The sequence below is a fragment of the Vibrio sp. EJY3 genome, from assembly GCF_000241385.1.
Taxonomy (GTDB): Bacteria; Pseudomonadota; Gammaproteobacteria; order Enterobacterales; family Vibrionaceae; genus Vibrio; species Vibrio natriegens.
Map to the genome: position 1 here is coordinate 197,012 of NC_016613.1, position 14,232 is coordinate 211,243.

Here is a 14,232-nt window from a genome sequence, read left to right on the forward strand (position 1 = left end):
ATATCCATCAGCCCCTTTTTTTGTTGCCACTTATCTGTAGCGAATGCCTTTTGGCACGTTTTCATCCTGCATGGTTTTGTAGCGCTTATGCAGCCACATCCATTGTTCAGGAGCGCGTAAGATGACTTCTTCAACGTATTTGTTCATGTACGCTGCGGCGGCAACTTCGTCTTTTTGCGGGTAATCGGCTTCAATGCATTTATCTGCAATGATTTCATACTTGCCCTGCTCATTGCGGAAACCAGAGCCAGGAACGATGGCACACTTCGACGTATAAGCCAGAATGCTCGTACCTGTTGTGGTACAAGCATCTTCTACTGCGAAGAATGGCACATACACCGATTTGTTGCGTCCGTAATCGTGGTCAGGTAGATAGAACAGACGTTCACCACTACGCAAGACGCGAATCATCTTTTTCACGTCTTTACGGTCAATCAGTTTGTTGCCGTTATGGGTGCGGCCCCAGTACTGGATAAAGTTATAAGCTGGATTATCGTGTGGACGAAAAGCGCCGTAGCCCGCAAGTCCCATGACTGCAAAAGCACGTGCGGTGATTTCAAGGTTCAATGCATGCACACAGCAGAGTAGGACGCCTTTTCCTTCTTGCGCCTTTTCTTTTAGAGCACCAACATCTTTTTCCACTAGCAGCGTTTTAAAGCGCCAAGTTGGCCAGAACCAGGTAATGCCAGTTTCGATCAGTGCCATGCCGGTGTTTTTGAAGTTTTCGGTAACGATACGGTCGATGTCTTCTTGAGACTTGTCTGGAAAAGCCAACTCAAGGTTGCGCTTTGCGACGTGTACTCGTTTTTTACCATAACGCATGCCGAGCTTACCCACCGATTGGCCCAACGACAGAAGCAAGCGGTAAGGTAGAATATTAACGATGATCGCCAGTAGACCAAACCCTATCCATACACCCCAGTTACCTGGATGGAGAAGGGAAAGAGAAAACTCTGGCTGCATGTGGTTGTCTTTACTCATAATCTCTACTTAATTTGTGCGCTGAGCAATGCCCAATATTCATCAAAGTTGGCAGTAGGTTGATATTTGAAGTCACTACGAACAAAGCGGTTTAGACTGCCCTCTACTTGGCCCAGGATCTGTGCCGCAAGAATGCGTTCTTCTACGGGGAAAGATTTCCCTTCACGAAGTTTACGTTCACGTAGAATCTGACGCAGCTGCGTTTCAATTCGTTCAAATAGCTGATTGATTCGCTCACGCAGCCGCTCATTCTCAAACATTAGAGCATGACCTGACAGAATGCGTGTCAGACCCGGATTACGCTCCGAAAAGACCAGAATCAGGTGCATCACCATGCGGATACGCTCTAAGGTATCTTTTTCGTCGTCAAGAATACGGTTAATACGAGTCATTAATGCTTCTTCAATGAATTCGATCAAACCTTCGAACATACGAGCTTTACTTGGGAAATGGCGGTAGAGCGCCGCTTCTGAAACGCCAACTTGTTTCGCCAGTTTTGCCGTAGTAATACGTGAAGCGCCTTCTGTAGATTCAAGCATCTGTGCTAACGCTTGCAAGATCTCTTCACGACGATTGGATTTTTTACTGCCGGCCATTAGTTATTTCCTTTCAAAATACAAAGTTGAGCGGAGGGGATTATAAGACGCTAAGTCGGATCAAACTAGACTACTGAGGGTGGATTGGGAGTTACAACACCCTCAATTGTCATGTTTGTACTAAATTTTCGCCAGTTTCTTATCAAAAAATGAGCACTAATTACATTAATGCGTGCATTTTTTCGAGGATTTTAAAACTCAGTGCCTCTTTAGATTCTAAAGCGAGAGCGAGTTCACCTTCTGGCCAGAAAAGAGTAATCGCATTGTCGTTGCTGTTGAAGCCTTGTCCTTCAACCGATACGTCATTTGCACATATCATATTGAGGTTTTTCTTCACTAACTTACCACGAGCATAAGTTTCGACATCGTTAGTTTCAGCGGCGAAGCCGACAGTGAATGGGCGCTTGTCTGTCATGGCTGCAACCGACGCAACAATATCAGGGTTTTTCACCATTTTGATGACCATCTGGTCGTTGTCTGCGGTCTTTTTCAATTTTTGAGACGCGATGTCTTCTGGTCGGTAATCGGCTACTGCTGCGCAGCTGATAAATGCATCATGGCTGGTGGCGTGCGACATTACAGCATCATACATTTCCTGAGCGCTTGCGACGTTAATGCGTTCAACGCCCGATGGAGTAGTTAAACTAACTGGGCCGCTCACCAAAGTTACTCTTGCTCCCAGTTGTACTGCTGCATTCGCCAGTGCAAAGCCCATTTTGCCAGAGCTGTGGTTGCTGATGTAGCGAACAGGATCGATCGCTTCGCGAGTTGGACCGGCGGTGATCAGTACTGATTTTCCTTCGAGTACTTTAGGCTGAAAAAACTGCTCACACAGATGCACCAGTTGCATTGGCTCTAACATACGGCCAGGACCTATATCACCACATGCTTGTTCGCCAGCGCCTGGCCCCCAAATGTGCATGCCACGACGAGCCAAGGTTGCGATGTTCTCTTGTGTGGCCACATTACTATACATCTGTTGGTTCATTGCCGGAGAAACCGCAACTGGTGAATCAGTGGCTAACACTAGAGTTGACAACAGGTCATTTCCCATCCCTGCCGACAGTCGAGCAATCAAATCAGCCGTTGCTGGCGCGAGCAAGACTAAATCGGCCCATTTTGCCAATTCAATGTGCCCCATCGACGCTTCAGCGGCGGGATCAAATAGACTGTCAGAGACTGGATGGCCAGATACCGCCTGCATGGTGAGTGGAGTAATAAACTCCTGAGCCGCCTTGGTCATCACGATGCGCACTTGTGCGCCTCTCTCTATTAAACGACGAGTTAGCTCCGCACATTTATACGCGGCAATACCGCCACTGATGCCGAGTAGAATTTTCTTTCCTGCTAGTGTTTGCATGTGAGATCTCCAATTTTTCTGGCGACGAGTTTATCACAACTCAAAGTCTTACCGCCTGCGTATATTTAGTTTGCTTACTTTGCTATGCCACTATTATGTGGTCGTAATTCGAAGTGACGTACCCCAATAATTCGGCTGAAAATTCACGATCTAGTTGGTAATTTTAAACTTTGATGAACCATTAAATTACACAGAAAATCAGAACGGAACTAAAAAGACGAAAGTCATGCTCGACTTTCGCTTTTTGTTTTGTGGAATAGGGGCTCTTACCTATAAAGAGACAGTCGATGATACTCAAATCCTTACCGAATGAGTCGATGCCTCGGGAGAAGTTGCTCCAGAGAGGACCACAAGCGCTAACCGATGCTGAATTACTCGCTATATTTCTGCGTACGGGCACGCAAGGCATGAATGTGATTGAGTTGGCGGATTTCCTAATTCAGGATTTTGGCTCGCTCAGGCAGCTGTTTTCGGCGTCAGAGAAAGACTTCTGCCAACATAAAGGTTTAGGGCAAGCTAAATATGTTCAACTACAAGCCGTGCTTGAGATGACTCAGCGTTATTTAGCGGAAACTTTAAAGCGTGGTGATGCCTTAACCAGCCCGGAACAGACGAAGTTGTACCTCTCATCGATTTTGAGAGATCGACAAAGAGAGGCCTTTTATATTCTTTTTCTCGATAATCAGCACCGCGTTATAAAAGATGAAATCTTATTCGAAGGAACGTTGGATGCGGCGTCGGTTTATCCGCGAGAAGTGGTGAAGCGAGCCTTGCATCATAACGCGGCAGCCTTGATTCTTGCTCATAATCATCCGTCTGGTGTGGCGGAGCCGAGCCAGTCTGACAGAAGAATTACTCGCCGTTTAATCGACGCTTTAGCACTGGTAGATATTCGCATTTTGGACCATTTCGTCATCGGTGATGGAGAAAGTGTCTCTTTTGCTGAAAGAGGATGGATATAACTGTGCGTTTTTTAGGTTGTTAGTTGCAAAAAATCTGCTATCATCCACGCCACTAAATTTTAAACTGAATTCAGCTTGGACTGCTAGAAAAAACCTGCTGTCTAAAAAAAGATCACGAAAACCTGTAAAAAGGATCTGTTCGGGTCTTGAGCAATGCATGTCAAGTTAGTATAATGCGCGACCTTTGATAGCCTTGTATGGATTTTCCATAGCGGTTCTTAACCTCTAACTTCTTTTTGAGAGATAGAGAGGTTCGGCCACCAAGGTTGATATCGAGCTGAAACGATTTTGGAGAAGACATTCATGTCACGAGTATGCCAAGTAACTGGTAAGCGTCCAGTAACGGGTAACAACCGTTCACACGCACGAAATGCTACTAAGCGTCGTTTTCTGCCGAACCTACAAACTCATCGTTTCTGGGTAGAGAGCGAAAAACGTTTTGTTAAACTACGTCTATCTGCTAAAGGTATGCGCATCATCGACAAGAAAGGTATCGATACTGTTCTTGCTGATATGCGTGCACGTGGCGAAAACGTTTAAGAGGAAATAAGCAATGGCAAAGAAAGGCGTTCGTGAGAAAATCCGTCTAGTATCTTCTGCAGGTACTGGCCACTTCTACACAACTGATAAGAACAAGCGTAACATGCCAGGCAAATTTGAGATCAAGAAATTTGATCCAGTTGTACGCCAGCACGTTATGTACAAAGAAGCAAAAATCAAGTAATTGGTTTCTGACTCTTTTACGAATTGAAAAACCCAACTTTCGAGTTGGGTTTTTTATTACCTCCAGTTCCTAGCACCCATCCCCATTACTCTTCCTCACTGCTTTCTGCATCTGTTTACAGATTTTCTAGTCAATATTTATCTGCTTTGCTAATTTACTGTGACTTACAGAAATTAGGAGTGATTATGCGCATTAGTCCGGCTCGTCGTCGCCGATGGAACAATATCCTTATCCTAGGTGTTATCGCTTTTATCGTGATCTTAAATGCGCCGATGTGGATCAAAACCTACTTATTATCAGAAGAAGTGGATCCATATCCTAATTTACTACGATCTGATCATCAGGTGAGTGCGATTTACTATAGTGGTTGGGAATTAGAACTTAAGAAAGACGAGTGGCAGGCCAATATTAAAGTGAGTATTCCTTCTGAAGAGCTTGTGGCTCGCTGGCAGTCTTTAGAGGGCACGGAGCTTACTGAGCAGCAATTTGAGACGTTGAAGCGTCAACTTACAGCGCCAGAGTCGATAGAAGTATGGTATCAGGATCTTGATGAACCACAGCGTATCACCTTCTACCGCTTAAGAGATTTTTGGCTGTTCAAGAACTGGCAAGATAAATGGATTGCGATTTCAGTGGATGATGGTTACCTCCTTCCTAAGTAATATGACTGCTTGAATCATTCCTGTATTTATCCACGAGTTTTCGATTATGCTAGCCGAGCAGATTAATAAGAATAGACAATTGAACGGAGCCAACAATGCCTGAATTACCTGAAGTCGAAGTCAGCCGTATGGGAATCACGCCGCATATGCTTGATCAAACGATCCAGGCGTTTGTGTTTCGTACCCCCAAACTACGCTGGGATATCCCCCAGGAACTGAAACAGCTTGAAGGGCAAGTGATTCGTGCAATCCGGCGCCGTGCTAAGTACCTGTTGATTGAGACGGATAAGGGAACCGCGATTGTTCATCTGGGTATGTCAGGCTCGCTACGTGTGCTTGATGCCGATTTTCCACCGGCTAAACATGATCATGTGGATCTGAAGCTGACTAATGGCAAAGTACTGCGCTACAACGACCCGCGTCGATTTGGAGCGTGGTTATGGTGCGCGCCGGGTGAGTCTCACACCGTACTTGATCATATGGGGCCAGAGCCGTTGACTGACGAATTCAATGCTGAGTATGTGGCAGAAAAAGCGCAAGGCAAGCGTGTTGCTGTAAAGCAGTTCATTATGGACAACAAAGTCGTGGTCGGCGTTGGTAATATCTACGCGAATGAATCCCTGTTTAAATCTCGGATCCATCCAACCAGACCTACGGGTCAAGTGACGGCAGAAGAGTGGAAGTTACTGGTTACCAACATTAAAGCTACTCTTGAAATCGCAATCAACCAAGGCGGTACCACTCTCAAGGATTTTGCACAGGCAGACGGTAAACCTGGATACTTTGCCCAGGAACTATTGGTTTATGGAAAAGCAGGAGAGCCTTGCCCTGAATGCGGTGAGCCACTTCAAGAGCAAAAGATTGGTCAGCGTAATACTTTCTTTTGTGAGGAATGCCAGAAGTAAAACTTTTCGCTAGAAGTGCTTTAAAATAAATGGATTGCGGAGAAGCTGAAGCCTGAAATAGCCTAGCATGGCTAAGTCAGGCTTGTTCATTAATTGCGTTTTTTGTTGTGCATCGCGTCCGCCACTATTTTTGGAACGAATGCACTGACGTCTCCACCATGAATAGCCACTTCGCGGACGATTGTCGATGAGATAAATGCGTACTCTTCGGCCGGAGTGAGAAACACACTCTCTAAGCCAGGTAATAAACGTCGATACATATTGGTTAAACCGAATTCGTATTCAAAGTCTACTGTGGTTCTCAGGCCGCGTATTAGCACGTTCGCATTAACATCGCGTGCAAAGTCCACCATGAGTCCGGAAAAGCCTTGGGCAGTAACATTGTTTAGATGTGCGGTGACATCTTTTACAAAGCTGACTCGCTCTTCTAGTGTAAACATGGTGTTTTTACTTGGACTTTCGGCGACCGCGACAATGACTTCATCAAACATATCAGCCGCACGTTCGATCAGGTCGAGATGCCCATTGGTGATTGGATCAAAGGTGCCTGGGTAGATTACTCTTTTCATTTTTCTATTTTCTTATAAAGCTCAAGGTACTGCTGGGAAGTATAACTAATATCGAACTTTTCGAGCTTTTTAACCCCATTTTGTATGAAGCTGGCTCGTTTTTGTTCGTCTTCATAGAGTTTCACGATTGCATCGGTTAATGCATCGCCGTTTCCGGGCTCGATTAAAAAACCGTTGTAGTCATGTTCAATAATATCCGGGATTCCGCCTGTGTTCGCACCAATCACAGGTAAGCCCGCAGACATCCCTTCTAAGATCACTGAGCCCAGTCCTTCTGTGTATGACGGGTGAATTTGCAGATCGGCGGCGCTAAACCAGTCACCCATATTCGTTTGTTTACCTTCAAAGCTAACGTTATTAAGTCCGCTAGCTTGTTGCTCAAGAGCAGGTCTCTCTGGACCATCACCGAGCAAGCAGAACTGTATGGGTAGGTTGGATTCTTCGAGCTTTTTGGCTGCAGAAATGGTGACATCAAACCCTTTATGTTTAAGCATATTCGCGGCCTGAATAACCAAAAACTTGCCTGCGAATCTTTGTTTAATCGATTGAACCGTTTTCTCGTCACTAGGGTACTGGACAGGAGAGCTTGGGATTTTATGTGTCTGTAATGCGGGATAGGCATCATTAACACGCTGAACAATCTCGGTACTTAAACCGACGACTGCTGCTGCTTTGGAGTAGGCTAGATTCGCTAACCATTTCTTTTTTAAAGCGTTGTCTATTCGGCGAGTGACAATATATGGCGTGCCATACAACATGTGTTGAATCAAGGCCCAGTAAATTGCTCTGCCTTCATGCACATGAATTAATGTGCAATTTTCGGTAACTGACTTTGAGTGAGCTTTAGTAAAGTGCGTCGCGAGCACCAGTTTTACGTCCAGTTGGTGGACAGCTTCAGCAAAAGGGCTTTTAGGGTTCGCGACAACAGTGAGGTCATAGCCTAACTTAACTTGTTGTTTGATAAGTTGCAGAGTTTGGTTCTCACCACCGTGATACCCAGACGCTAAATTCACGTGGCAGATATTCATGCTTTGACCTTTTCGCTCTGAAGGTTAGTTAGCACCTTATCCAACATGGCGATGACAGACTCGCTGGTAATTCTCTCCATCGCTTTTTCATCTTGAACTCTGGTACGCCAGTCAACCTGAGAAGGCTGTTTTTGGGTTTCCGCCCAAAGCGCGTCGTTGTACGCTGAAACGACCAACGATCGATAGTTATAAGGCCCGGTACGTTCTGGATTATGATGCGCATAAAGCCCAATAACAGGTGTACCCATGGCATTGGCCATGTGTGTTGGGCCGGTGTCTGGTGCTATCAAAACATCGGTTTTATCGAGCAATGCCAGCATTTGCTGCAGCGAACTTTGACCAATGAGATCGGTAACTGGCACATCAAGTGCTTTCTCAATATCACGACCAAGATCTTTTTCAACTTGGGCAGGACTGCCAGCAAGAATGACATTTAGATTATTCGCCACGGCATGATGAATCACATCTGCATACCCTTTAGCGGTCCAATTTTTGTAGGCCTTACTCGCACCAGGAACAATGACTAAGTTTGTTTTTTCGTTGGATAGATTCTTCGTCGCCCAGCTCCGTGCATCATCATTATATTCTAGCGACCATGATGGGGTGAATTCAGGCACACCAAGCGTAATCGCAAATTGGCGTAAACCATCTAAAACATGATTGGATTCAGGAGAGGGAACCTTCACGTTCGTAAACAAGCGTTGCCCGTCTTGGCTTCTCTTCGCATCAAATCCAAGTTTGTATTTGGCTTTGATTCCTATTGTCAGAACGCTCGCTCTGATGGCGTATTGCATATGAAGTAATGCATCAAAACGAGTGCCTTTAAGTAGCTTCCAAACTCTTAGATATTCGGAAAAGCCATTCTTTTTGTTAAACACCACTACGTTAATATTTGGAATCGATTTAAGCAACTCAGCTTCTAGCTTTCCGGTGATCCAGGTGATCTCCGTTGTAGGCCAGTGTTTTTGTATCGCTTGTATAACTGCGATGGTGTTGCATACATCACCAATAGCAGAGAGTCTCAGAATACAAATTTTCTGTGGTGGTTTATTAAAAAGGCTCATGACTCTGAAGAGGGTTGTTATTTATCTCTGAATTATGCAGTTGCATCAACAGAATGTATACCCAAATCACCCTGAGTTGTGTGATTTGGCGAGTCAAGGTCCAAGAACGAGTATGCAACAATCCTAATTTTTAGTGGTCCAACCCTTTAGTATTGATAGGTGTTTTTAATCCTTTTGTTTGATTTTGGTACAGGCTTTCGCCAATAAATTGAACTAGGATGAATTTTTGGTTTCAGGAGCACAAAATGGAATGCTATTTGTAAAAACTAGGTCAGTTTTTGATATTATTTCTCTGTTTTATATTAGGAATAAATTTAAATATTACTTAGCCTTACGTGTCTAGATTCATATTTTGGTCTTTATAGTAAGGAAGGTGACATATACGTATCGTAATTGGTGGATATATTAATGACAAACGTGGCTGTATTTGTTCCACACAGAGCACAATTTGGAAACATCACAACGCAAATTCCATTGCTTTGCGCCATAAGAAAAGAGATTGGAGATGCAAATATTACGATTTATACCAAGGCCAAAAGCAGTCAGCTTCTTGTTTGTAATGGACTTGCAGACAACGTCATTAATTACAAAGGCTGGAATATTCTAAAAATAGTAACGAATATCAATTCGAATAAGTTTGATAAAGTTTTTAATATTTACTCCGGCTCAGAGCGTGTTCATGCAGCACTGCTGCTGGCGAAAACAAAAGAAAAATACGCGTTTAGTAACTCCAAGTTTTTGAATAAATGTGGTTTATATAGCAAGCATTTATTTACGCCAAAAGGTCGACAGTACATCGCAAAAAACAATCTCGATTTAGCCAATGTCGCATTTGGTACTAACTACGATACCACGATAATCAATATGCTGGGTTCAGAAGCCGGGCAAGATGCAAAGACAAGCGCGTTAACTTTGGTGCCAGCTGGTGGCGCTGGAGCTTTTAAAGTCTGGCCAATTGAAAGGTACTGTGAAGCAGCGAAAGATATCTATCGAAAATCAGACAAAATTGACAAAATTAATATCATACTCGGTCCTCAGGAAAGTTCAAAGGCAGCTATCGTAGAGCGTTTATTGCACGGTTTACCTTTTGAGATAAAACATTCTCCTTCTATTTCTGATCTGGTCGATATTGCCCACGAGTCTGCACTTACTTTATCGAATGACTGTGGTCCATGCCATATATTTCAAATGATGAAGGTTCCAATGGTGATGATCTGGGGGTGGGATACCAGAGCTGCGTCTCCAACATCCCCCTATTATGTACTACCAGATTGGTATCACAGCACCAATAATTCTTGGTGTGTGTTTCCATCTGAGTGTAGTAAGTCTATAGAATCTATATCTGTAGAAAGGGTAAGTAGCTTATCTTTGATGGAGTTGAGTCGGGAGACTCAGATCTTAGAAACCGCATAGTTTTGCTCAGGCTAAGCGGGGTTCGATGGATTCTGCGCGTAACGTTATATGTTAAAAGGCTTCGAACAGTTGTGCGAAGCCTTTTGTATTTTATCGAATTATGTGGGTGATATTATTTTAGCTGTTTCTTTTCCCACGCTTGTTTGATCAACTGATAGTTCATTTCCATAATGTTATTCACGTCCAGCGGTGCGACTGACTCACGACAGGCCGCTCGGAATTCTTTAGACTTTGCTTTGTCTGCCCAATGACTCATTTCCTGTGCGAGCTTTTCGGTCGAAAAGTCAGACTCAAGAATCGAGCTCACTTCGTCGTTCATCACTTCTTTTGCACCACAGTCGACGGTGGTAATCACTGGACAGCCGCTTGATAACGCTTCAATGGCAGTAAAACCAAATGGTTCATATTTGGTAGGGAAAACATAACAAGATGCCATGCTAAAGAAGACTTCCGGATTGTTTTGTTTACCTAAGAAATAGCATTTATCTTCAATACCAAGTTCTTTTGCCAGGTCTTGGTACTGTTGAGGGTGCTGTTCATTCCCTACAATGACCAAGCTTGCCTCTTCTTTCAGCAAGCTAAATGCCTTGAGTGTCGGCTCCAATCCTTTGCGGTGATAACCTGAACCAAGAAACAGAAAGATAGGGTGTTTATCGTTAATTTGTAGTTTCTTTTTTAACTCAGCTACTTGTGTCGCGCAGTTTTCACGTGAGAAACGGTTTAGATCAACCGCGTTATGAATCGTGGCGATTTTATCTGGAGAGACACCATAATCTTCCATTATTTCGGTGCTGCTTTTATGCGAGTTCGATACCACGAAAAGATTATCGGCAGACGACAGGGCTTTACGCTCGATATACATGGAGACGCGGTCCCTTGGCGTCGGTTTCTTGTCTTTTCTCAGATCAACGATGTGTTTACGAGTGCCTCCACCAACGCGAATTAGGTCGTGTGTCCAGGTTTTCCCCAACGCATAAACAATATCATAGTCATTTTCATTGACGTGGTTTTCAACCGCTTTCGCAAACCGATAGGCTCGATGCGCTTTACCAATACTGAGCGGTTTTAGTGTGACAAACTTAATGTTTGGGTGACTTGGTTCTTCGTGAGAACGGCAAATAATGGTGACGTCTTCACCTTGTTCGCACAGGTATTTGGACAATTGATTTAAGAACAGTTCTGTGCCGCCAACCTTAGCGTGACGCATGTGAATCAGTGCAATCTTCATTATGAACCCTAAAGCAGAAAATGGTGTTTATGTTAGCTTAAACCCAAGTTTACCAAAGGTCCTTCATTAAAGATGCTGTTCTGGGTTTATTTTTAAGCCAAACAGCCAGCTTGTTCCCGTTTCAGCTTCATTGGTACTCATGTAGAATACGTCGCGTGAAGGTTTAGGCGATCATTCAATCATGGGGCGACATGAACAAAAATAACGAAAAGACTACCGGAAAGCCTGGTCAAACAGGGTTAAGGCGCATCTACAATGCGACTTTTTATTCCGCGAAAGGGATAAAAGCTGCATTCAAACATGAAGCGGCCATCAGACAAGAAGTTGGCTTATTAGTCTGCGCTGCCATCATCGTATTTTTGTTGGATTTGTCGGCGATAGAGCGTGTTTTGATGTTTGGAAGTGTCGTATTGGTGCTGATTGTCGAGTTACTTAATTCAGCTATCGAAGCCGTGGTTGATCGTATAGGTATTGAGAGGCATGAATTGAGCGGCAGAGCAAAAGACATTGGCTCGGCTGCCGTAATGGTAGCGCTAATGCTAGCCGGGTTCACTTGGTTAACGATCCTCTTCTTTTAAGGAACAGCATGAAACTTTTTAAACACGGCAATACTCGAGTTTGGTATGACGAATCGGTAGTTTCAGAGCCGGAAAAAACGCTGTTTGATATTGAATACTGGCAGAGTCTGAACGCAGTTGTTGGTAGTGCAACTGGGCGTGGAACCACTTGGTTTGTCCAACTTGGTACCATGCAAGCCGCGCTGCGTCATTATCGACGTGGTGGTTTGTTTGGAAAGTTAGTTAAAGATAATTATTGGTTTTCTAGTTGGGAAAGGACTCGCAGTGCGGCGGAGTTTCAGCTCTTACTTACGTTAACGGAAGCCGGTGTGAACGTACCGAAGCCCATAGCAGCAAGAGCGGTCAAGACAGGCTTATTAACCTACCAGGCGGACTTACTCAGCCAATGTATACCAAATGCCAAGGATTTAGTAAGTATCCTCCAAGAGGGGGCTTTACCAGCAGAAATGTACCATAAGATTGGGCAAGAAATTGCCAAAATGCACAAGGCTGGCGTTAATCATACCGATTTGAATATTCACAACATTCTGATTGATGCAGATAAGCAAGTGTGGATTATTGATTTCGACAAATGTTCCCAACAAGCTGGCTCAGACTGGCAAAAACACAATTTAGATAGATTGTTGCGCTCCTTTCGTAAAGAGCTTAAGAAACGCTCAATTCATTGGCAAGAAGAGGAGTTTGAATACCTCCTTAAGGGAGCCGCTAATCATTGAACTGAGTTTGAATTAATCAAATCCCAATCAACTTACTGTTTCGTAAGTGATCTATATGGGTTGTGGAAGAGTGGTATGTTTTTTCCTCGGAAGTTGTCGAAAATTGAAGGGATATAACTGCATACTACTAAAGCTTTGACTAACCTCTTTGCGCTGAGTTCAGGTTAGTCAAATTTCTTGTTAAGATACCGCTGATAAATTTTAGCTCAAAGTTCCCTTTGACTCTGCATATAAAGTCAATGGGTGACCGATTATGACTTTGATATCAAATAAATCCAGTTTAGGCTACAGATGAATTCGATAGAAAGCCAAACATGTGCTTCGGAATAACAGTTATGAAATATGATTATTTAATAGTAGGTGCCGGTTTATTTGGTGCCGTATGCGCTAATGAATTGACGAAGCAAGGTCGTTCGGTGCTTGTGATAGATCGACGACAACATATTGGTGGAAATGTTTACACTGAAGACAGTGGTGGGATTCAGGTGCACAAGTACGGCGCGCACATATTCCATACAAACGACAAAGCTATTTGGGACTATGTGAACGATCTAGTGGAGTTTAACCGCTTCACTAACTCACCGTTAGCTAATCACAAAGGTAAACTTTACAATTTGCCTTTTAATATGAATACCTTCTACCAGTTATGGGGAGTAAGAACGCCGGCCGAAGCTGAAGCAAAGTTACAAGAGCAGCGACAGGAAATGGCAAATAAAGAGCCTGAAAACTTAGAAGAACAGGCGATCTCTCTGGTTGGACGAGATATTTACGAAACCTTGATCAAAGGATATACCGAAAAGCAGTGGGGACGAGATTGTGTGGATCTACCTGCTTTCATCATTCGTCGTTTGCCGGTGCGTTTGACTTATGATAACAATTATTTTTCCGATCGTTACCAGGGTGTGCCTATTGGTGGTTATACCAATCTAATCGAAAAGATGTTAGAAAATTCAGAGGTGCAATTAGGTGTCGATTTTTTATCGGATAAAGCTCGCTTTAAATCAATGGCTAAAAAGGTAATTTATACTGGGCCAATCGATGAGTACTTTGATAATCAACTTGGTCGATTAGAATATCGTTCATTAGAGTTTCAGAACGAACGAATGGATATTGCTAATTATCAAGGTAATGCCGTTGTTAATTATACAGAGCGCTCAATTCCTTTTACCAGAATCATCGAACATAAGCATTTTGACCCAGTAGATACTGAACATACTATTATTACAAAAGAATATCCTTCTGAGTGGAAACCAGGTGATGAGCCATACTATCCGGTGAATGATGAGAAGAATATGGCGCTGTTTAAAAAGTATCGCCAGCTAGCTAAAAATGAGTCTGAAGATGTTTTTTTTGGTGGTCGTCTTGCTGAGTATAAGTACTACGATATGCATCAGGTAATACGTAGTGCGTTGAACAAAGTTAATGAGATGGAAGGGAAATCTTAAT

Annotated in this window: 16 protein-coding genes; 9 read left to right on the forward strand and 7 right to left on the reverse strand. The window is 43.6% G+C overall.

What is annotated here, in order from left to right:
- Positions 1–30 precede the first annotated feature (30 nt).
- From VEJY3_RS00895 to coaBC, 3 genes are all read right to left on the reverse strand, one after another.
- Positions 31–981 carry a Kdo(2)-lipid IV(A) acyltransferase gene (locus VEJY3_RS00895; RefSeq protein WP_014230581.1) on the reverse strand — a complete coding sequence of 317 codons (951 nt, stop codon included), beginning with the start codon at positions 979–981 and terminating at the stop codon, positions 31–33.
- Between the two features lie 5 nt (positions 982–986).
- Complete coding sequence (slmA, locus tag VEJY3_RS00900; protein WP_014230582.1) at positions 987–1,577, reverse strand: nucleoid occlusion factor SlmA; 591 nt, start codon at positions 1,575–1,577, stop codon at positions 987–989.
- 160 nt (positions 1,578–1,737) lie between these two features.
- Positions 1,738–2,937, reverse strand: coding sequence for a bifunctional phosphopantothenoylcysteine decarboxylase/phosphopantothenate--cysteine ligase CoaBC (gene coaBC / locus VEJY3_RS00905; RefSeq protein ID WP_014230583.1), 1,200 nt, complete (start codon positions 2,935–2,937; stop codon positions 1,738–1,740).
- Positions 2,938–3,224: 287 nt separating this feature from the next.
- Here coaBC and radC point away from each other — a divergent pair, with 287 nt between their 5' ends.
- The 5 genes from radC (at position 3,225) to mutM (ending at position 6,190) form a co-directional block, all read left to right on the forward strand.
- On the forward strand, positions 3,225–3,899 hold the full coding sequence (gene radC, locus VEJY3_RS00910; RefSeq protein WP_014230584.1) for a DNA repair protein RadC: 675 nt from the start codon (positions 3,225–3,227) through the stop codon (positions 3,897–3,899).
- Positions 3,900–4,202: 303 nt separating this feature from the next.
- Positions 4,203–4,439, forward strand: a complete 237-nt coding sequence (rpmB, locus tag VEJY3_RS00915) for a 50S ribosomal protein L28 (protein ID WP_005384783.1) — start codon at positions 4,203–4,205, stop codon at positions 4,437–4,439.
- Between the two features lie 13 nt (positions 4,440–4,452).
- The gene (gene rpmG, locus VEJY3_RS00920; RefSeq protein WP_004410866.1) at positions 4,453–4,623 is read left to right on the forward strand and encodes a 50S ribosomal protein L33; all 171 of its coding nucleotides are present in this window, start codon (positions 4,453–4,455) and stop codon (positions 4,621–4,623) included.
- Positions 4,624–4,808: 185 nt separating this feature from the next.
- Complete coding sequence (locus VEJY3_RS00925; protein WP_014230585.1) at positions 4,809–5,285, forward strand: hypothetical protein; 477 nt, start codon at positions 4,809–4,811, stop codon at positions 5,283–5,285.
- A 95-nt stretch (positions 5,286–5,380) separates the two neighbouring features.
- On the forward strand, positions 5,381–6,190 hold the full coding sequence (gene mutM / locus VEJY3_RS00930; RefSeq protein WP_014230586.1) for a bifunctional DNA-formamidopyrimidine glycosylase/DNA-(apurinic or apyrimidinic site) lyase: 810 nt from the start codon (positions 5,381–5,383) through the stop codon (positions 6,188–6,190).
- A gap of 89 nt (positions 6,191–6,279) precedes the next feature.
- On the opposite strand, the gene coaD is transcribed toward mutM, so the two are convergent.
- Genes coaD through VEJY3_RS00945 form a run of 3 tightly spaced genes read right to left on the reverse strand, consistent with a single transcriptional unit; the run spans position 6,280 to position 8,851 of the window.
- Positions 6,280–6,759, reverse strand: coding sequence for a pantetheine-phosphate adenylyltransferase (coaD, locus tag VEJY3_RS00935; RefSeq protein WP_014230587.1), 480 nt, complete (start codon positions 6,757–6,759; stop codon positions 6,280–6,282).
- Positions 6,756–7,787 carry a glycosyltransferase family 4 protein gene (locus tag VEJY3_RS00940; RefSeq protein WP_014230588.1) on the reverse strand — a complete coding sequence of 344 codons (1,032 nt, stop codon included), beginning with the start codon at positions 7,785–7,787 and terminating at the stop codon, positions 6,756–6,758. Before VEJY3_RS00940 ends, coaD begins: the two co-directional genes overlap by 4 nt.
- Complete coding sequence (locus VEJY3_RS00945) at positions 7,784–8,851, reverse strand: glycosyltransferase family 9 protein (RefSeq protein ID WP_014230589.1); 1,068 nt, start codon at positions 8,849–8,851, stop codon at positions 7,784–7,786. The genes VEJY3_RS00940 and VEJY3_RS00945 overlap by 4 nt, the downstream gene beginning before the upstream one ends.
- A 408-nt stretch (positions 8,852–9,259) precedes the next feature.
- On the opposite strand from VEJY3_RS00945, the gene VEJY3_RS00950 reads away from it, so the two are divergent.
- Positions 9,260–10,264 (forward strand): glycosyltransferase family 9 protein, encoded by a 1,005-nt coding sequence (locus tag VEJY3_RS00950; protein ID WP_014230590.1) that lies wholly within the window; start codon positions 9,260–9,262, stop codon positions 10,262–10,264.
- A 112-nt stretch (positions 10,265–10,376) separates the two neighbouring features.
- On the opposite strand, the gene VEJY3_RS00955 is transcribed toward VEJY3_RS00950, so the two are convergent.
- Positions 10,377–11,492 (reverse strand): glycosyltransferase family 4 protein, encoded by a 1,116-nt coding sequence (locus VEJY3_RS00955; protein WP_014230591.1) that lies wholly within the window; start codon positions 11,490–11,492, stop codon positions 10,377–10,379.
- A gap of 191 nt (positions 11,493–11,683) precedes the next feature.
- Here VEJY3_RS00955 and VEJY3_RS00960 point away from each other — a divergent pair, with 191 nt between their 5' ends.
- The 3 genes from VEJY3_RS00960 (at position 11,684) to glf (ending at position 14,231) form a co-directional block, all read left to right on the forward strand.
- The gene (locus tag VEJY3_RS00960; RefSeq protein WP_014230592.1) at positions 11,684–12,070 is read left to right on the forward strand and encodes a diacylglycerol kinase; all 387 of its coding nucleotides are present in this window, start codon (positions 11,684–11,686) and stop codon (positions 12,068–12,070) included.
- Positions 12,071–12,078: 8 nt separating this feature from the next.
- On the forward strand, positions 12,079–12,786 hold the full coding sequence (locus VEJY3_RS00965) for a 3-deoxy-D-manno-octulosonic acid kinase (RefSeq protein ID WP_014230593.1): 708 nt from the start codon (positions 12,079–12,081) through the stop codon (positions 12,784–12,786).
- Positions 12,787–13,121: 335 nt separating this feature from the next.
- Positions 13,122–14,231, forward strand: coding sequence for a UDP-galactopyranose mutase (gene glf, locus VEJY3_RS00970; RefSeq protein ID WP_014230594.1), 1,110 nt, complete (start codon positions 13,122–13,124; stop codon positions 14,229–14,231).
- The last annotated feature ends 1 nt before the right edge of the window (position 14,232 follow it).